Origin of the sequence: Variovorax sp. J22R115 (genome assembly GCF_030317005.1) — a bacterium.
Classification (GTDB): Bacteria; Pseudomonadota; Gammaproteobacteria; order Burkholderiales; family Burkholderiaceae_C; genus Variovorax.
Map to the genome: position 1 here is coordinate 424500 of NZ_JASZYM010000004.1, position 16733 is coordinate 441232.

Consider the following 16733-nt stretch of genomic DNA (forward strand, 5'->3'; position numbering starts at 1 on the left):
ATCATGAAGTTCAGTCCAGACCGTCGTGCAACCTTGCTCGCCGGCGCAGCGGCGGTCGCCTTGGCCGTCGTCGCCGCACCAGCCACCGCACAGAAGAAATACGGCCCCGGCGCCTCCGACACCGAAATCAAGCTCGGCCAGACCATGCCCTACAGCGGACCGGCCTCGGCCTACGGGACGATCGGCAAGCTCCAGCAGGCCTACTTCAAGATGATCAACGAGAACGGCGGCATCAACGGCCGCAAGATCACCCTGATCAGCCTGGACGATGGGTACAGCCCGCCGAAGACCGTCGAGCAGGTGCGCAAGCTGGTCGAGCAGGACGAAGTGCTCGCGCTGTTCCAGACGCTGGGCACGCCGAGCAACTCGGCGATTCACAAGTACGTCAACGCCAAGAAGGTGCCACACCTGCTGCTCGCCACCGGCGCGACGAAATGGGCCGACCCCAAGAACTTCCCCTGGACGCTCGGCTTCAACCTGAGCTACCAGGCCGAGGGAATCATGTACGCCAAGTACCTGCTGAAGGAAAAGCCCAACGCGAAGATCGCGATCCTTTATCAGAACGACGACTACGGCAAGGACGTGCTCAAGGGCGTCAAGGACGGCCTGGGGGCGAAAGGCGCCAAGATGATCGTTGCCGAGGCCACGTACGAGGTGACGGATCCCACCGTCGATTCGCAAATCGTCACCCTGCAGGGCTCCGGCGCAGACACCTTCATCAACATCACCACGCCCAAGTTCGGGGCGCAGGCCATCCGCAAGGCCTTCGACTCGGGTTGGAAGCCGCTGCACATCGTCAACAACGTCGCAGCCTCGGTGGGTTCCGTGCTCACGCCGGCCGGGCTCGACAAATCGACGGGCCTGCTCACCATGCAGTACTACAAGGATCCGAACGATCCGCAATGGAAGGACGACCCCGCAATGCTGGAATGGCGCGCCTTCATGGGCCGCTACTACCGCGAGGGTGATCCGAAGGACGCGTCCAACCTCTATGCCTATCTGGCGGCGCAGACCATGGTCCAGATTTTGAAGCAGGCCGGCAACGACCTGTCGCGCGAAAACGTGATGAAGCAGGCCGCCAACATCAAGAACCTGAAGTTGCCGCTGCTGTTGACGGGCATGTCGCTCAATACGACGCCGACCGACTTCTTCATCGTCAAGCAGGGGCAATTGGCTCGCTTCACCGGCACGCAGTGGCAAGGCTTCGGTGACCTGGTCAGCACCGCCGATTGACGCGGCCCCCCGTGATACAACCGCTTCCGAGCCCGCGATGGGACGGTTGTTGAGCAATGAGCAAGGCATTCACGAAAGAAAGCGACACGGACGACGAGGACGGCGGTGAGAGCGGTGCGCTGCCCCCGTTGCCTGCGGGCGGCAAGAACTACATGACGCCCGCGGGCTATGCACGCCTGCGCGCCGAGTTGCTGAATCTCATGGACGAGGAGCGGCCGAAGGTGGTCGAGGCGGTTCACTGGGCGGCAAAGAACGGCGATCGGTCGGAGAACGGCGACTATCTCTACGGCAAGAAGCGGCTGCGCGAGATCGATCGCCGAATCCGCTTCCTGACGCAGCGGCTCGAAGTGGCGGAGGTCACCGATCCCTCGGTGCACCACGGCAGAGACCAGGTGTTTTTCGGCTCCACGGTGCGCTACGCGGACGAAACCGGTGAGGAGCGCGAAGTCACCATCCTGGGCATCGATGAGGCCGACAGCGCCCGATCCCAGGTCAGCTGGATTTCGCCGATCGCCCGCGCACTGCTCAAGGCGAGAGAGGGCGACGTGGTCAAGCTCGCGACGCCCGGCGGCGTGCACGACATCGAGGTGTTGTCGGTCACCTATCCGCCGCCTTCGACCAGCTCGGCCTGAACGGCCGCCAGTTCAGGGCGCGGGGATGGTTCGCGCCGCCGCGAGCACGGAGGAGGTCCGGCGCACCGCACGCAGCACGGCTTCGAGATGCGTGCGGTCGCGCACGGCGATCACGAAACGAAGATCCGTCGAATCCTGCGGCGTCTCGTCGGCCATTTCCACGTGCGTGATGTCGGCCTCGGCGTCGGCGAGCGTCGCTGCGACGCGCGCCAGCACGCCCTTGTCGTTGCGCACCGTGATGATGACGCCGGTCTCGAAGGTGCGGACTGGGTCGTCGGCCCATTCGACCGCGAAGAACCGCTCGCTGTCCTTGTAGCGCAGGCGTTGCCCGACGCCGCATTCATCGGTGTGGACGACCAGGCCTTCGCCATGGCCGAGGTAGCCGACGATCGAATCGCCCGGAATCGGCCGGCAGCACAGTGCAAAGCGCACGGAGGAGTTTTCGCTCCCGTCCAACGTGACGGCGCCTTGCGAAACGCCTTCGTGCGCGGTAAAGCGCTCGCGGCTCAGCATCAGCGCATCGGGCTTTTCGCCGCGTTCGGCCAGCAGCGCCATGAGCCGCTTTGCGACGATGCTGGCGATGCGCTTGCCCAGCCCGATGTCGGTCAGCAGTTCGGAGCGCGTGCGGTTGCCGGTGAATCGCAGCAGCTTTTCCCAGAGTTGCTGGTGTTCCGCGTCGTCGTCCGGCAGATTGCCCAGGCCCTCGGCGCGCAGCGCCTGGGCGAGCAGCTTTTCGCCCAGCCCTTCGGATTCGGCGTGGGCGAGAGTCTTGAGATAGTGGCGAATCTTCGAGCGTGCACGGCCGGTTCGAACGAAGCCGAGCCACGCGGGATTCGGCGTCGACACCGGCGCCGTGATGATCTCGACCACGTCGCCGTTCTTGAGCTCGGTGCGCAGCGGGACCTGGTCGCCATTGATGCGCGCGGCGGACGTGTGATCGCCGATGTTGCTGTGGATCGCATAGGCGAAGTCGACCACGGTCGCGCCGCGCGGCAGCGCCATGATCTGGCTCTTGGGCGTGAACACGTAGACCGCATCGGGAAACAGGTCGACCTTGACGTGGTCCCAGAACTCGGCGGCGTCGCGCGTTTCATCCTGGATGTCGAGCAGCGACTGCAGCCATTTGGCGCCGAGTCGTTCGCTGGTGGTTGCCGCCGCAGGCTCCGCGGCCTTGTAGAGCCAATGCGCCGCGACGCCGGACTCGGCGACGACGTGCATGGCCTCGGTGCGCAGCTGGAACTCGACGTTCACGCCCGCAGGGCCCACCAGTGTGGTGTGCAGCGACTGGTAGCCGTTGAGCTTGGCAATCGCGATGTGGTCCTTGAACTTGCCGGGCAGCGGCTTGTACATCTGGTGCAGGATGCCCAGGCCGGTGTAGCAGGAGATCACCGTTGGCACGATCAGCCGGAAACCGTAGATGTCGGTCACCTGGGCGAAGCTCAGATGCTTTTCGTCCATCTTTCGGTAGATGGAATAGAGCGTCTTCTCGCGCCCGGCGATTCGCACGCTCATGCCAGCGGCGGAGAAGGCCGTTTCGACCTCCTGCTGCACCTTCTGGATCAGGTCGCGTCGTCGCCCGCGCGCCTTGGCAACTGCTTTTGCCAGGATGGTGTAGCGCCATGGCCGCAGATGGCGAAACGACAGGTCCTGCAGTTCGCGATAAGTCTGGTTGAGGCCGAGCCGGTGGGCGATGGGCGCGTAGATCTCGAGAGTTTCGCGCGAGATGCGGGCCCATTTCTCGCGTGGCGCGTCGTCCAGCGTGCGCATGTTGTGCGTCCGGTCCGCCAGCTTGACCAGGATGACCCGCACATCGCGCGCCATGGCGAGAAGCATCTTGCGGAACGACTCCGCCTGGTTCTCCTCGCGCGTGTTGAAGCGCAGCTTGTCCAGCTTCGTGAGACCGTCGACCAGCTCCGCGACCGGGGCGCCGAATCGCTCGATCAACTCCGACTTGGTGACGCCGCAATCCTCGATCGCGTCGTGCAGCAGGGCGGCCATCAAGGCCTGCGCGTCGAGCTTCCATTCCGCGCACTGCGCGGCTACGGCGATCGGATGGGTGATGTAGGGCTCGCCGCTGTTGCGCAACTGTCCCAGATGAGCTTCGTCGGCGAAGCGGTAGGCGCGGCGGACTTGTTCGACATCTTCCGCGCCCAGATAGTCCAGGCGATCGGTCAGCGCCGCGAAGCTGGCGGCGGCCGCATTCAGCGCCGCCGGGCTCGGCCGGGGGCTCGGGGAGGCCTCTAACTGGGGCTTGACGACCGCGCTCATGACTCCCACTTTAGCGTGCCAGCCAATGGGACGCATTCAGGCACAAAAAAAGCACCGCGTACGGTGCTTCCTTGTTGCATGTGAGCATCAACTTAGCCGGGAACCTTCTTCAGCATTTCAAGGCCGATCTTGCCTTCGGCGATTTCGCGCAGGGCGGTCACGCCGGGCTTGTTCTTGCTCTCGATCTTGGGAGCATGGCCCTGGCTCAGCATGCGCGCACGGTAGGTGGCAGCGAGCACGAGCTGGAATCGGTTCGGAATGTGTTGCAGGCAATCTTCGACGGTGATGCGGGCCATGAGGATCTTTCGGCGGTGGGGTGGGCGGATCAGGGGATGTTCAGCGCGGCAAAGGTGCTTGCACGCGCGCGGCGCTGTGCGGAGTAGCGGAGCCGCTGAGCGTGGACTATCGCCTTCAAGTCGAAAAGTGCGCGCTCAAATACCTCATTGATTATAACGAAGTCGAATTCGCTGGCGCGGGCCATCTCCTCGGCGGCGTTTCTCAGCCTCAGTTCAATGATCGCGGCGCTGTCTTCCCCGCGGCGTTCGAGCCGGGAACGCAACTCTTCCCAGCTCGGCGGCAGGATGAAGATCATCACTGAATTCGAAAAGGTCTTTCGGATCTGGAGAGCGCCCTGAAAGTCGATTTCGAGGATGACGTCCGCTCCTTGGGCGATGCGCTCCTCGATGGCCTTCTTGGACGTGCCGTAGCGTTGACCGTGCACGTGCGCCCATTCGACGAAGGCATCGGCCGCCACCATGGAATCGAACTCCGAATGGGATGCAAAGAAGTACTCGCGACCGTGCTTTTCCTGGCCGCGAGGCGGGCGGGTGGTGTGCGAAACCGAGGGTTGCACCGCGGAGTCGAGTTCCATGAGGGCCTTGACCAGGCTCGATTTGCCGGCGCCGCTGGGCGCCGCGACCACGAAGATGTTGCCGGGATAGTCCATTCGCTGCTTCTCTATTCGATGTTCTGGACTTGCTCGCGCATCTGCTCGATCAGGACCTTCATGTCGACGCCAATGCGCGTCAGTTCGAGCGTTGCCGACTTCGAGCCCAGGGTGTTGGCCTCGCGATGGAGTTCCTGGATCAGGAAGTCCAGTCGCTTGCCGATCTCGCCGCCCTTTTTCACGAGCCGCTCGATTTCATCGAGATGCGAATTCAGGCGCGTCAGTTCCTCGGCGACATCGATGCGAATGGCGAAAGCCGTGGCCTCCGTGAGGGCGCGATCCTGAGCCGCTTCCGGCAGCGTGCCACCGCTCAGGCCCATGGCTTCCTGCCAGCGTTCGAGAAAGCGCGTGCGCTGCTGCTCGACGAGTTGGGGGACCAGCGGCAAGGCCTGGGTTGCGAGCGCTCGCAGCTGCGTGAGGTGGTCCTGCAGCATCTTGGCGAGGCGGGCGCCTTCACGTTCCCGTGCAGAAAGGAGCGCCTTGAGCGTCTTTTCGGTGACTTCTGCCAGATCGGGGGCCCAGTCGCCCCTGGTCGCAGTGTCGCCGGCGGCAAGCCGCAGCACGTCGGCAACGCTCAGTTCGCGCGCGTCCGGAAGCCATGCCTTGACGTTGTCCTGCAGGCCGTTGAGCCTTTGCAGCAGCTTGGCCGAGGGCTCGCCGATGCCGGCATTGGCGGTGTTTTCGATCGCCGCTCTCACCTCGACCTTGCCGCGCTTGAGCTGCCCTGTGAGCAGTTCGCGCAGCGCCGGTTCGTGCTGGCGCAGTTCCTCGGGCAGCTTGAAGGTCAGGTCGAGAAATCGGCTGTTGACCGAGCGGATTTCGACCCCGAGCCGGGCTGCGGCGTGCGGCCGCGCGTCGGCTTCGGAGTGGCTGCCTGCGGGGCCGCTTTGGCCGCTGGCATAGCCGGTCATGCTGTAAACTGGCATTGCGCCTCACTGTGATTTGTTGCTCGCACCGTGGCGTCGGCACAGCGTTCGCTTGCCGCACCATCGCCTTCGGGCGAAACTCCCGGATTATGTCAAAGGTCAAACCTTCGCCCCTGTTGCCTGATACGGTCATTGGCGGCTATCGCGTCGTGCGGCGGCTTTCCGCTGGCGGTTTCGGCGTCGTCTACCTCGCCGTCGACCACGATGGGCAGCAAGTGGCCATCAAGGAGTATCTCCCTTCGTCGCTGGCGACGCGCGGCACCGGTGAGCTGGCGCCACAGGTACCGCCTGAGAAGCTCTCGCTCTACCGCCTTGGCTTGAAGAGCTTTTTCGAAGAAGGACGCTCCCTTGCGCAGATCTCGCATGCCTCCGTGGTGAGCGTGCTCAATTTCTTCCGCGAGAACGAGACGGTCTACATGGTCATGAACTACCTGGAGGGCGCGACCCTGCAGGATTTCATCGTCACCGCGCGCGATCTGAAGAAGCAGAAAGTATTCCGCGAGTCCACGATTCGCTCCCTGTTCGACGAGATCCTGCGCGGCTTGCGCATCGTGCACCAGCACAAGATGCTGCACCTGGACATCAAGCCGGCGAACATCTTCGTGACCGACGACGACCGCGCCGTCATGATCGACTTCGGTGCCGCGCGCGAAGTGCTCTCCAAGGAAGGCAACTTCATCCGCCCGATGTACACGCCCGGCTTTGCCGCGCCCGAGATGTACCGCCGCGACTCCTCCATGGGGCCGTGGACCGATATTTACGCCATCGGTGCTTGCATCTACGCGTGCATGCAGGGTTATCCCCCAAACGACGCGCCGCAGCGCATCGAGAAGGATCGCCTCGGCCTGTCGCTCTCGCGCCTGCGCGGCATCTATTCGGACAACCTGATCGAAGTGGTCGAGTGGTGCATGTCGCTCGATCCGCTGTCGCGCCCGCAATCGGTGTTTGCGCTGCAGAAGGAGCTCAGCCGCGAAGGCGAACGCCGCTACACCAAGCTCACCGTCGGCGAGAAAGTCCGACTTTCGATCGACAACATGCGCTCATTTGAAAAGAAGGGGCTGCCGAAGGCGGCAGCGCCGACCACACGCCCGGCATGAAGTTTTCAGTATTCCAAGTCAGCCGCAAGGGCGGCCGCCTCAAGAACGAAGATCGCATGGGTTATTGCTACACGCGTGAATCGGGGTTGTTCGTGCTGGCCGACGGCATGGGCGGACATCCCGAAGGCGAAGTAGCGGCCCAACTGGCCTTGCAGACCATCGCGGCGCTCTACCAGCGCGAAGCCCGGCCCATTGTCAAGGACGTCAAGGCCTTCCTGACTGCGGCGGTCATGTCGGCGCACCAGCAGATCATGCGGTACGCGGGCAACAAGGGCATGCTCGACACGCCGCGCACCACCGTGGTAGCTGCCGTCATCCAGGGCACGACGGCGACGTGGATTCACTGCGGCGACTCTCGCCTGTATGTGGTGCGCGATGGCGAACTCCTCACCCGCACCCGCGACCATTCGCACGCCGAGCGACCGCGCGCCAATTCGGGCCCTGAACCCGTCAACCGCAACCTGCTGCTGACCTGCCTGGGCTCGCCCACGCCGCCCTTGTTCGATGTGTCGGCACCACTCCAATTGCAGCGCGGCGACCGCATCATGCTGTGCTCGGACGGCGTTTGGGGCGTGCTGGACGACAGCGTGATCGTGCACATCCTCTCGTCCGGCAAACCGGTCTCCGACTCCGCGCCTGACCTCGCGGAAATGGCGCTGCGCAACGGCGGCACCCACAGCGACAACGTGACGCTGATCGCGCTCGAGTGGGAAACACCCGACGAGCCGGGACAGAAGCGCGGTGTTTCCACCGACAGCATCAGCGACGGCGTGTTCGCCTCGACCATCCAGGCCGGCATGCCTTCGGACAGCGAACTCGACGATCTCGACGAAGACGCCATCGAGCGTTCCATCGCCGAGATCAACGAAGCCATCAAGCGTTCCGCTGCCCGCAAGGGCTAGTTTTTCTTCATTTTTCGTTCTTCACCATGACAGTTTTCGTACGAAGCGGCGGCCGCGCCGCCGATCAGTTGCGCCCGGTGCGCATCACGCGTGGCTTCACCATTCACGCGGAGGGCTCGGTTCTGATCGAGTTCGGCCAGACGCGCGTGCTTTGCACGGCATCGGTCGAGGAGAAGGTTCCGCCGCACAAGCGAGGCAGTGGCGAAGGCTGGGTCACGGCCGAATACGGCATGCTTCCGCGTGCCACGCACACCCGCAGCGATCGCGAAGCCGCCCGTGGCAAGCAAAGCGGCCGCACGCAGGAAATCCAGCGCCTCATCGGACGCTCGATGCGCGCCGTGTTCGACCTCGCGGCGCTGGGCGAGCGCACCATCCATCTCGACTGCGACGTGCTGCAGGCCGACGGCGGCACGCGGACGGCGGCCATCACCGGCGCTTTCGTCGCCGCGCAGGACGCGGTCAACAAGCTGCTTTCGGAAGGCAAGATTCCCGCGTCGCCCATTCGCGGCCACGTGGCAGCCATCTCGGTGGGCATCGTGCAGGGCACGCCGTTGCTCGATCTTGAATACACCGAAGACTCGGCCTGCGATACCGACATGAACGTCGTGATGACCGGTGCCGGCCATTTCGTCGAAGTGCAGGGCACGGCCGAGGGTGCTGCCTTCTCGCGTGAAGAGATGAACGCGCTGCTGGCGCTGGCCGAAAAGGGCATCGCCGAATTGACCGCCTTGCAGACGCAGGCCCTTTCGAGCTGAAGAAAACGCGCATCCGCGCACGCCGACGATGAAACTGGTCCTGGCCTCTAACAACCAAGGCAAGCTCGTGGAGCTGCAGGCCCTGCTTGCGCCGCTCGACGTCGTGCTCGTGCGCCAATCGGAACTGGGCGTCGGCGAGGCCGAGGAGCCGCATCGCACCTTCGTCGAGAACGCGCTGGCCAAGGCGCGCCATGCGGCGGCGGTCACGGGCCTGCCAGCCATAGCGGACGATGCAGGCCTGTGCGTCGAAGCCTTCGGCGGCCTTCCTGGCGTCGACACGGCGTACTACGCCACGCAGTTCGGCTATGAGAAGGGTGATGCGAACAACGTGCGCGCGTTGCTGGAGCAACTCGCCTCGAAGACCGATCGCCGCGCCGCCTTGGTCAGCACCCTGGTGGCGCTGCGCAGCGCCGACGATCCGGAGCCGTTGATCGCCGTAGGCCGAGTGGCCGGCCAGATTGCACGCACGCCCGTGGGAGACAACGGCTTCGGCTTCGACCCCGTGATGTTCCTGCCGCAGTTCGGCAAGACCTTCGCGCAATTGCCTGCCGACGTGAAGAATGCCAACAGTCATCGCGGTCAGGCGGCGCGTGCGATGCTGGCCTTGATGCGCGAGCGGTGGTCGTGAGCGTCGTCATCCCGATCTCGACGAACGCCGCGGAAAGTCCCGCCGGCGCGAACGATGCGCTTCATCTGATGCGGCCCGGGCCCTTGCAGCTGTCGGCGCTCCCGCCGCTGTCGCTGTACGTCCACCTTCCCTGGTGCCTGCGCAAGTGCCCGTACTGCGACTTCAATTCGCATGAATGGCGAAGTAGCGACGACGCGCTGCCCGAACAGCGCTATCTCGATGCGCTGGTTGCCGACCTGGACGCCGCGCTCCCCTTGATCTGGGGCCGCACCGTGCACACCATCTTCATCGGCGGCGGCACACCGAGCCTGTTCTCGCCGGCATCCATCGACCGGCTCATCGGCGATCTCCGCGCGCGCCTCAAATTGGCGCCCGATTGCGAGATCACGCTGGAGGCCAATCCCGGCACCTTCGAGCGCGATCGCTTCCGCGCCTACCGTGCGGCTGGTGTCACGCGGCTGTCGGTTGGCGTCCAGAGCTTCAACGACGAGCATCTGAAGGCGCTCGGCCGCGTGCACGACCGTGCGCAGGCCATTGCCGCGGTGGAAGAGGCTGCAGTTGCCTTCGACACCTTCAACCTCGACCTGATGTATGCGCTTCCCAGCCAGACGCTGGAAGGCCTGGACGCGGACCTCGACCAGGCCCTGGCGCTGGCGCCGCCGCATCTGTCGGTCTACCACCTCACGATCGAGCCCAACACCTACTTCGCCAAGTTCCCGCCCGTGGTGCCGGAGGACGACACCGCCTATGCCATGCTGGACCGCATCACGGAGCGCACCGCCGGGCACGGCCTGGGACGCTACGAGATTTCGGCCTACGCACGCAGCGGCCATCAGTGCGCGCACAATCTCAACTACTGGGAGTTCGGCGACTACCTCGGCATCGGCGCCGGCGCGCATAGCAAGCTGAGCTTTGCGCACCGCATCGTGCGACAGGTTCGCTTTCGGGAGCCGCGTCTCTATATGGACAACGCCATCGCCATGCAGGCAGTTGCGCAATGCGACGATGTCGCTATCTCTGCGTTGCCCTTCGAATTCATGCTCAATGCCTTGCGACTGAGGGGCGGCTTCACGCTGGCCCAGTTCAGCGAGCGCACCGGCCTTGCCATCACCGCCGTCCAGCGCGGCCTCGAAGAAGCCGAGCGCAAGGGTTTGATCGAACGAGATCTCTCGCGCGTCTGGCCGACGACTCGGGGATACGATTTCTTGAGTGACCTTCAGGCCATCTTCCTGCCGGACACCTGAGCGACTTCAACAGCCATGGAAAACCTCGAATCTCCAGAGACCAAACGCCGTTCGCGCGGCCGACCCAGCCCGGAGCAGGCCATCGCGCTGCGCGAGTCCTTTCTTGCCGCGGCGCTGGAGTCCTTTCTGGACAAGGGCTACGCAGCCACCAGCATCGAAGCCATCGCGCGCGAGGCGGGCGTTGCCAAGATCACCATCTACCGCCAGTTCGACAACAAGGAAGCTTTGTTCCGCGAGGTGGTGCACCGTGCCGTGAGCAGCGCCCGCGAGACGATGCAGGCCACCCTCGTGCAACCCGACGCCGGCGAGCGCCAGGTGCTGCTCGACCTGATTGATCGCATGTACCTGGGCGCCACGGAGCCCAAGACGCTCGCGCTCCTGCGCCTCGTGATCGCGGAAGCCGTGCGCTTTCCGGAACTGGCCAAGTCGCTGTACGCCGAAAACAGCTACGTGCTCGCGCCCGTCGTGGAGTACCTGGCGGAAGCGCACAAGGCTGGGAAGCTGCACGTGCCGTCGCCTGAACTGGCCGCCGTGCAGTTGTCTACCTTGGCTTTCGGTGGTGTGCGTTTCTTCATTTCGAAGCCGCTGGCCGGTTCGGATGAGCGGCGCGCGTGGGCAGAAGGCATCGTTGATCTGGTGATGCGAGGGTGGGCGCCCGCGCCCGCTGGCGCGTCCGAAGAATCGACCCCAAGCAGCGACTAAAATCGCGACCCTGCCTCCAAGCGCATGGAGGCAGTCCAGGAGAGTTGGGTGAGTGGTTTAAACCAGCAGTCTTGAAAACTGCCGACGGGCAACCGTCCGTGAGTTCGAATCTCACACTCTCCGCCGGACCCCTAGTATTCATGCGGGTTTCCAGACGATTTCTACGCTCACCCAACATCGAACCCAACAACGCGCTGGGTGGTTGGTGACACCTCCGAAATGCCTGCGCTCCGGGTGCACTTAGCATGCGTTTCTATAAGTGCCAGCGTTGGGAAAGACGAAAAAAACTTCACGCAGGGCTTCAAGCCCCCCGCTGTGCCCAAAGGGGTGTCAAGGTCCGAGTGGACGTGGACGTGGACGTACACGTCTAGGTCTGGTCTGGATCACGGTCAGTGCGTCCCGGGGCTCGCCGTGGAAAACTGGATGTTTTCTTGATGGCGATGGGCAGCAGAAAGGGGCGCTTTGCTTATATCTAGCCTTTGCCCTATGCACTATAGTCCGCGCGCCGCAACTCCGAGACATGTAAACCGTGAGATTCCAGAACGCTCGCCAGCCCACTTTCGCGCTCCTTTTGGCCGCGTCCCTTTTTGCCACGGCTGTGCATGCCGATGATGAATTGACCGCCGCCGACGTAGCTGACTCGGGAAAGCGCTTTTCCCGAATCGGAACCTCTTACATCGTGGACAAAGACAACGGGTACTTAGCCACGCCGAAATCTCTCTTCAACCTGTGGCTCGCTCGATTCACGCCCCGGCCGACGATTGAGTGCAACACGGGCGGGGACTGCTCAAGTGCAATCCCGTTGCGGGCGCCTCGGGAGTTCATCGTGGAAGCGGTGGTGTCGCCGGACGACGAACTCAAGAATCCGAAGGTCACTTGTCGTGCGAACAGCATGTTCTGCGCTTATCGGGTGCGCTTCGCCGACGGGGAAATCGCGTATGTATCCGTGGATACCTTCGAGAAGTCCTCGACTCAGCATCTTGCCATTGCGAGGGACATGCCCGGTTTGTTCTCGATTCGGCCGAAGGTCGCCACCGCCGAGTCACGCAAAAGCCAACTCGCGCTGGAGAAGCACTTCCGGAGAATTGGCATCAAGCCCGGGTTCACGATGGCCGATGTGCTGCGAAGTGACTGGGGCAAACCGGAGCTCAAGACACCCGGCAACGGGCGAGCGGTGGTCTGGGCCTACCAGACAAGGATGGTGTCCTTCTTTGACGGCGTCGTTCACGAAATCAAACCCATCGATTAGGCCCCCGCCTGCCTTCCCCTGGTCCGGGGCGTTCTAAGGGGTTGCGCTCTACGATGGGAGCGCAACCCCTTCGCGAGGTGATTGGCGCAACCCCTAAAACTGGCGCCAGTATTGGGCTCTAAGGGGGTGCGGGGCTACCCCTAATTCCTTCGGAATTAGGACGCACATAAGAAGGACCACAAACAACCTAATGCGCCCGGTCGCCGTCCAGCACTTCCAAGGCCGCTGCGACCTGCTTAGCGACGGCCTGCCGGGTCATCGTCTCGCCGGTCAGCAAACGCCAGTTTGCTGCGGTGGTCGCCGCGCTCCTACCGGAAAGTATGAAGGCCCTAAGAAGACGCGCACGGCGTGCAGCAACGGCATCAGGGGTGCGCGCTCCGGAGCGGTCAGGGTGCTGCATCGCATGGCTCAGCAGGCGCTCGCGCATCGCGGCAAAGGGTGCTGGTGCTAGTTGTCTGCGCTCGGCCACCATCGCCTTTGTCGGCGTGGTCATCAGGTCCATCCTTTGGGGCTCGGTCAGCCCCATACCGTTGGCGCACCAGTAGGCCACGCTGTAGCGGCTGCTGACGTGCAGGAACTGCCGCATTGCCGTTGCGTGCCACTTGGCGCTCGTGGGCGGGTTATCGAACAGTCCTTTCCAGCCCCGAAACCGGGGCGTGTGCGCTGGGTTGCGCTTGGCGAACCACAGCATGTCTGCAAGCCACGTGATGAACTCGTGCTGAGGCGTGATCTCGTTCGCCGGCCAGCGTTGGCACGGCGGTACGCCGCGCCGGTCTAGTTCCAAGTGCTGCGCCCACAACATGAGCGGATCGGACGTTGTAGCGAGCCGTAGGACGAGCGTTTGGGTGCTGGCGGAGGGTAGGACGCGGACGCCATCGCGGAAGCGCTGTAGGCCCTCCTGATGGCGCCGCTCTGCCACCAGCACCGTGATGGACTTGAAAGGGCCTTCGGCGCGCGGGGTAAGGCTGAGGACTGGGTCGTCCTCCACCGACCCCGGCCCGGTGCTGGCTGCGCTACGTTCCAGAGCCATCGGCGCGGTTGATCGCCCGTGCGTGGTCGTGAATGCTGCCGCCGCTCTCGGCGTCGAAGCTGGAGCAGGGGTAGATGACAGTCGCACCCCCGTCGGGCGTGCCGATGGCGAGGATGTCCAGCCCGTTGAAAGTCAGGACATAGGTGCGCTGATCCTCAAAGTCCAACATGTCCTCTGTCTTGGTCGCTGGGTCGGTGAAAAGGTCGGCGAACTGCGAGGCGTCGAGGTGGTTCACTTGCATGACGGGTTCTCCGATGGGCAAACAATGTGGGGATTGGCGTTAGCGAAGATCAACTTGCCGGACAGGTCGAGCAGGCGCCGTTCCTGCGGACTGCCGGGCGCTGCAGTGATCAACAAAGCGCGCACCGTTTCGGCCATTTCCTTGTAGTGTTGGATGCACTGTTGATGGTGGCGCTCGGCTACTCGTGCGACATGGGCGGGAGTCGGAATGGTTGGCATGGGCTGCCCCCTTCAGTGCATGGCCCGGGCGCGCGTCGCGAGCCACTCGTCGATGTCGCTGCGAAGCCAAGCGACTGCCTGCTCACCCACGCGAATGGGTGCCGGAAAGTCGCCGCGCTTCCTCATGCGGTCGATGGTGCTGGGGCTGACGCCGACCAGAGCCGCCGTCGCGCGCTTGCGGAGTGCGAGTGCGCTTCCAATAGTTTCGATGCAGTTGCTCAAAATGTTCCTCATGTTGCGTTATCAGCTGAGCCGGGATGGCGTCAGCTGGGGAGGATTTCATCGCGATGAGCAGCTTTTAAACAGTCTTTCCTAGTTAACTTGAAAGTGCCTTCTTGGCCTCGGCGTCCGAGAGGACGTAGCCGTGTTCCTCCAAGAGGTTGCGAACGAGAGTCCGGTTCTTCTTGGACTGACTCTCCGGACGGCCATTGAGGTCGTCAGAATTGAACGCTAGCTTGTGTTCGTAGGCCTTCCGAAAGCCACCTCGAAGTGCCGCTTCATAGGGAACCCCTGCATCGTGCAGCCTGCCCAGTTCGGCACTGCACACATGAACCAACTCCATCTTGGTCGCAATGCTCCACGCGGGCGCGCGGGTGTTGCCTCCCCGGCCAGGACCTCGCGCGCCGAATGCGGTGGTGAGCATGTCCGCACGATCATGTGAGGTGTGAGCGTCATCGGGCGGCTTCGATGCGTGGAGGTGGTAGGACCGAAGCGCCCTTAGCACGTAGCGAACGAGCGGAACAGTGAGCGTGTTGGCGAGGATTTCTTTTTCAGACGGCTCCCCGGCTGAGTAGCCGAGGTCCACCACGTTGCAGACATCCAGAAAGCGCCTGTGCGCCGGTATCCTCGATTCCGGGCTATGCAGCGCAGCCAGTGCCTTGACGAGCACGGGGGCATAGATCGAGCCGGGCTCCAGTGCTGCCAACTTGGACTCTAGCTCTTGCCATTCCGAGGGAGGATGTCCGGGCTCGTTCATCTGGGATTCTCTCTTAGGCTAAGGCGTTGGCGCGCTTGCGAATCGGTGTCACCGCCGCGCTGGTCGGACGAGGCGTCGTCAGGAACTTGGCCCATGTCTCCATCATCACCCGGCGCTTTTCTAGGGCGTCACCGCGCCTGTAGGCCGCCTCGGTCTTGTCGGCGAGCGAATGAGCGAGTGCCTGCTCGGCCAGATCGCGCGGGAAGTTGGTGCGCTCGCCGCACCAGTCCCGGAAGGTGCTGCGCAGACCGTGAGGGACTGCCTGTTGACCCATCCGGCGCATGACCTGAGTTAGGGCCATGTCGGACAGTGAGCCGCCCCTCGGGGCTGAAAACACTAGGTCGGCGACCTTCTCCGAACGCTCCGGTTCTTCGGGCTGGACGATGCGCGGCAGTGCCTTCAACAGCGCCAGCACTGCCTTGGATAATGGCACACGGTGTTCCCGCTCGGCCTTCATGCGCGCGCCCGGAATGATCCAGATTGCCGCATCGAGGTCTAGTTCGTCCCACGTCGCACCGCGAACCTCTCCGCTCCGGGCTGCTGTGAGCGCGACAAATTCTAGGGCGCGTGCTGCAATGCCTTCGCGCTGGCGCAGTTCGGCAAAGAACGTCGCCGCATCGTCGATGGGCACTGCGGGATGGTGCTGCACGCGCTGCACCTTTCCGGGTGCTGGGAGTAGCTTGTCGAGGTGCCCTTTCCAACGGGCAGGATTTTCACCGTCGCGATAGTGTTGTGTCTTGGCCCAGTCAAGCACGACTTCTAGGCGGCCACGCAGACGGGAGGCGGTCTCATTTTTGGTCTTCCAAATCGCACCCAGGATTTGAAGGATGTGGGACTGGCTCACGTCACGGACCAGCATGCTTCCAATGAGGGGGTAAGCGTAGGTCGCCAGCGTGTTGGTCCACTGGGTGCGGTGCTTGGGGTTGCGCCACGTATCGCCGTGGGCGTCTATGTATTGCTGTGCGCACCATGTGAATGTCTTCTCGGACGCCTGCTCGGCCCGGAGCGCACTCTGTGCACGCTCACGGCGCAAGATGGGGTCCACCCCTTGCTCGATCTCTTTGCGGGCATGGCGGGCCTTCTCCCGGGCCTGCGCCAGCGTCGTGCCGGGGTAGCTGCCGAGCCCCATGTCTCGGCGCTTGGAGCCGACCTTGACGCGCAAGACCCAGCTTCGCGCGCCACTGGGGGTGATTTGAAGTTGCAGCCCCGGCACGACGCCAACGGCGACAAGCCCCGGGGCGGTCAAGCGGCTCACCTCCAGGGCTGACAGTTCACGTGCGATTTTGGGCATCCGGGGCTCTCCTAAGCGCGCACTAACAATCGGCCCAACATCTGACCCAACTTAGAGAGCGCGCTTGGATGCTATCAGTTGGATGCCGGTTGACTCCGGTTTTCTTCGTTGTCAGAGGGAGAAGTCGAATTTCTTGAGTCGAGTTGACACTGCTTGGTGCGGCGAAAAGTTCGGCGGAGGAGGACACACTCTCCGCCACCGCGCTCCGTCTCCGTCTGCCACTGCGCGATCTGGCATGCACCCCGACCAGGCAAGACTGAGCTGGCCCCTTGAATGACAGGACTCGGTCCATCGCTTATCTTTGAAGATAGGAGTAGGACTGTGAGTACGAATAGGAATACGGATACCGTCGAAGTGATCATGAAGGACCAGCGCCGCAGGCGCTGGTCCCTCGC

The 16733-nt window shown here is 63.5% G+C and carries 19 protein-coding genes and 1 tRNA gene; 10 read left to right on the plus strand and 10 right to left on the minus strand.

Annotated elements, in window-relative coordinates; all coding sequences use genetic code 11:
- Nucleotides 1–3 precede the first annotated feature (3 nt).
- Nucleotides 4–1233, plus strand: a complete 1230-nt coding sequence (locus QTI04_RS09695; protein WP_286601357.1) for an ABC transporter substrate-binding protein — start codon at nucleotides 4–6, stop codon at nucleotides 1231–1233.
- A 56-nt stretch (nucleotides 1234–1289) separates the two neighbouring features.
- Nucleotides 1290–1865 carry a transcription elongation factor GreB gene (gene greB, locus QTI04_RS09700; protein WP_286615334.1) on the plus strand — a complete coding sequence of 192 codons (576 nt, stop codon included), beginning with the start codon at nucleotides 1290–1292 and terminating at the stop codon, nucleotides 1863–1865.
- Nucleotides 1866–1877: 12 nt separating this feature from the next.
- Here greB and QTI04_RS09705 read toward each other — a convergent pair whose 3' ends face one another.
- From QTI04_RS09705 to QTI04_RS09720, 4 genes are all read right to left on the minus strand, one after another.
- The gene (locus tag QTI04_RS09705) at nucleotides 1878–4133 is read right to left on the minus strand and encodes a bifunctional (p)ppGpp synthetase/guanosine-3',5'-bis(diphosphate) 3'-pyrophosphohydrolase (RefSeq protein ID WP_286601360.1); all 2256 of its coding nucleotides are present in this window, start codon (nucleotides 4131–4133) and stop codon (nucleotides 1878–1880) included.
- Nucleotides 4134–4225: 92 nt separating this feature from the next.
- On the minus strand, nucleotides 4226–4429 hold the full coding sequence (rpoZ, locus tag QTI04_RS09710) for a DNA-directed RNA polymerase subunit omega (protein WP_028249368.1): 204 nt from the start codon (nucleotides 4427–4429) through the stop codon (nucleotides 4226–4228).
- A gap of 29 nt (nucleotides 4430–4458) precedes the next feature.
- Nucleotides 4459–5079, minus strand: coding sequence for a guanylate kinase (gene gmk, locus QTI04_RS09715; RefSeq protein ID WP_286615336.1), 621 nt, complete (start codon nucleotides 5077–5079; stop codon nucleotides 4459–4461).
- An 11-nt stretch (nucleotides 5080–5090) separates the two neighbouring features.
- Nucleotides 5091–6005 (minus strand): YicC/YloC family endoribonuclease, encoded by a 915-nt coding sequence (locus QTI04_RS09720; RefSeq protein WP_286601362.1) that lies wholly within the window; start codon nucleotides 6003–6005, stop codon nucleotides 5091–5093.
- Between the two features lie 89 nt (nucleotides 6006–6094).
- Here QTI04_RS09720 and QTI04_RS09725 point away from each other — a divergent pair, with 89 nt between their 5' ends.
- From QTI04_RS09725 to QTI04_RS09760, 8 genes are all read left to right on the plus strand, one after another.
- Nucleotides 6095–7102 carry a serine/threonine-protein kinase gene (locus QTI04_RS09725; protein WP_286601364.1) on the plus strand — a complete coding sequence of 336 codons (1008 nt, stop codon included), beginning with the start codon at nucleotides 6095–6097 and terminating at the stop codon, nucleotides 7100–7102.
- Nucleotides 7099–8004: a PP2C family serine/threonine-protein phosphatase gene (locus QTI04_RS09730; protein ID WP_286615338.1), complete on the plus strand. Its 906-nt coding sequence runs from the start codon at nucleotides 7099–7101 to the stop codon at nucleotides 8002–8004. Before QTI04_RS09725 ends, QTI04_RS09730 begins: the two co-directional genes overlap by 4 nt.
- A 26-nt stretch (nucleotides 8005–8030) precedes the next feature.
- Nucleotides 8031–8759: a ribonuclease PH gene (gene rph, locus QTI04_RS09735; protein ID WP_286601367.1), complete on the plus strand. Its 729-nt coding sequence runs from the start codon at nucleotides 8031–8033 to the stop codon at nucleotides 8757–8759.
- A gap of 28 nt (nucleotides 8760–8787) precedes the next feature.
- Entirely contained in the window at nucleotides 8788–9387 is a 600-nt protein-coding gene (gene rdgB, locus QTI04_RS09740; protein WP_286615341.1) for an RdgB/HAM1 family non-canonical purine NTP pyrophosphatase, read from the plus strand.
- 68 nt (nucleotides 9388–9455) lie between these two features.
- A complete protein-coding gene (gene hemW / locus QTI04_RS09745) occupies nucleotides 9456–10631 on the plus strand; it encodes a radical SAM family heme chaperone HemW (RefSeq protein ID WP_286615384.1) in 1176 nt (391 codons plus the stop codon).
- Between the two features lie 15 nt (nucleotides 10632–10646).
- The gene (locus QTI04_RS09750) at nucleotides 10647–11333 is read left to right on the plus strand and encodes a TetR/AcrR family transcriptional regulator (RefSeq protein ID WP_286601370.1); all 687 of its coding nucleotides are present in this window, start codon (nucleotides 10647–10649) and stop codon (nucleotides 11331–11333) included.
- 38 nt (nucleotides 11334–11371) lie between these two features.
- Nucleotides 11372–11456 (plus strand) — tRNA-Ser (locus tag QTI04_RS09755).
- A 406-nt stretch (nucleotides 11457–11862) separates the two neighbouring features.
- Nucleotides 11863–12582: a hypothetical protein gene (locus tag QTI04_RS09760; protein WP_286615343.1), complete on the plus strand. Its 720-nt coding sequence runs from the start codon at nucleotides 11863–11865 to the stop codon at nucleotides 12580–12582.
- 187 nt (nucleotides 12583–12769) lie between these two features.
- On the opposite strand, the gene QTI04_RS09765 is transcribed toward QTI04_RS09760, so the two are convergent.
- The 6 genes from QTI04_RS09765 to QTI04_RS09790 all read right to left on the minus strand — a co-directional run bounded on the left by QTI04_RS09765 (nucleotide 12770) and on the right by QTI04_RS09790 (nucleotide 16338).
- Entirely contained in the window at nucleotides 12770–13612 is an 843-nt protein-coding gene (locus QTI04_RS09765) for a hypothetical protein (RefSeq protein WP_286615344.1), read from the minus strand.
- Nucleotides 13596–13853: a hypothetical protein gene (locus tag QTI04_RS09770; RefSeq protein WP_286615346.1), complete on the minus strand. Its 258-nt coding sequence runs from the start codon at nucleotides 13851–13853 to the stop codon at nucleotides 13596–13598. Before QTI04_RS09770 ends, QTI04_RS09765 begins: the two co-directional genes overlap by 17 nt.
- The gene (locus tag QTI04_RS09775) at nucleotides 13844–14071 is read right to left on the minus strand and encodes a hypothetical protein (protein ID WP_286615347.1); all 228 of its coding nucleotides are present in this window, start codon (nucleotides 14069–14071) and stop codon (nucleotides 13844–13846) included. The genes QTI04_RS09770 and QTI04_RS09775 overlap by 10 nt, the downstream gene beginning before the upstream one ends.
- Before the next feature lie 12 nt (nucleotides 14072–14083).
- Entirely contained in the window at nucleotides 14084–14305 is a 222-nt protein-coding gene (locus QTI04_RS09780; protein WP_286615349.1) for an AlpA family transcriptional regulator, read from the minus strand.
- Between the two features lie 82 nt (nucleotides 14306–14387).
- Nucleotides 14388–15047: a hypothetical protein gene (locus QTI04_RS09785; RefSeq protein WP_286615352.1), complete on the minus strand. Its 660-nt coding sequence runs from the start codon at nucleotides 15045–15047 to the stop codon at nucleotides 14388–14390.
- Nucleotides 15048–15060: 13 nt separating this feature from the next.
- Entirely contained in the window at nucleotides 15061–16338 is a 1278-nt protein-coding gene (locus QTI04_RS09790; protein WP_286615354.1) for a site-specific integrase, read from the minus strand.
- Nucleotides 16339–16733: the final 395 nt, after the last annotated feature.

What these genes read in the sequence shown, in the direction of transcription:
- QTI04_RS09695 (WP_286601357.1), top strand. Translation starts at nt 4, where the DNA reads ATGAAGTTCAGTCCAGACCGTCGTGCAACCTTGCTCGCCGGCGCAGCG.
- greB (WP_286615334.1), top strand. Translation starts at nt 1,290, where the DNA reads ATGAGCAAGGCATTCACGAAAGAAAGCGACACGGACGACGAGGACGGC.
- QTI04_RS09705 (WP_286601360.1), bottom strand. Translation starts at nt 4,133, where the DNA reads ATGAGCGCGGTCGTCAAGCCCCAGTTAGAGGCCTCCCCGAGCCCCCGG.
- rpoZ (WP_028249368.1), bottom strand. Translation starts at nt 4,429, where the DNA reads ATGGCCCGCATCACCGTCGAAGATTGCCTGCAACACATTCCGAACCGA.
- gmk (WP_286615336.1), bottom strand. Translation starts at nt 5,079, where the DNA reads ATGGACTATCCCGGCAACATCTTCGTGGTCGCGGCGCCCAGCGGCGCC.
- QTI04_RS09720 (WP_286601362.1), bottom strand. Translation starts at nt 6,005, where the DNA reads ATGCCAGTTTACAGCATGACCGGCTATGCCAGCGGCCAAAGCGGCCCC.
- QTI04_RS09725 (WP_286601364.1), top strand. Translation starts at nt 6,095, where the DNA reads ATGTCAAAGGTCAAACCTTCGCCCCTGTTGCCTGATACGGTCATTGGC.
- QTI04_RS09730 (WP_286615338.1), top strand. Translation starts at nt 7,099, where the DNA reads ATGAAGTTTTCAGTATTCCAAGTCAGCCGCAAGGGCGGCCGCCTCAAG.
- rph (WP_286601367.1), top strand. Translation starts at nt 8,031, where the DNA reads ATGACAGTTTTCGTACGAAGCGGCGGCCGCGCCGCCGATCAGTTGCGC.
- rdgB (WP_286615341.1), top strand. Translation starts at nt 8,788, where the DNA reads ATGAAACTGGTCCTGGCCTCTAACAACCAAGGCAAGCTCGTGGAGCTG.
- hemW (WP_286615384.1), top strand. Translation starts at nt 9,456, where the DNA reads ATGCGGCCCGGGCCCTTGCAGCTGTCGGCGCTCCCGCCGCTGTCGCTG.
- QTI04_RS09750 (WP_286601370.1), top strand. Translation starts at nt 10,647, where the DNA reads ATGGAAAACCTCGAATCTCCAGAGACCAAACGCCGTTCGCGCGGCCGA.
- QTI04_RS09765 (WP_286615344.1), bottom strand. Translation starts at nt 13,612, where the DNA reads ATGGCTCTGGAACGTAGCGCAGCCAGCACCGGGCCGGGGTCGGTGGAG.
- QTI04_RS09770 (WP_286615346.1), bottom strand. Translation starts at nt 13,853, where the DNA reads ATGCAAGTGAACCACCTCGACGCCTCGCAGTTCGCCGACCTTTTCACC.
- QTI04_RS09775 (WP_286615347.1), bottom strand. Translation starts at nt 14,071, where the DNA reads ATGCCAACCATTCCGACTCCCGCCCATGTCGCACGAGTAGCCGAGCGC.
- QTI04_RS09780 (WP_286615349.1), bottom strand. Translation starts at nt 14,305, where the DNA reads ATGAGGAACATTTTGAGCAACTGCATCGAAACTATTGGAAGCGCACTC.
- QTI04_RS09785 (WP_286615352.1), bottom strand. Translation starts at nt 15,047, where the DNA reads ATGAACGAGCCCGGACATCCTCCCTCGGAATGGCAAGAGCTAGAGTCC.
- QTI04_RS09790 (WP_286615354.1), bottom strand. Translation starts at nt 16,338, where the DNA reads ATGCCCAAAATCGCACGTGAACTGTCAGCCCTGGAGGTGAGCCGCTTG.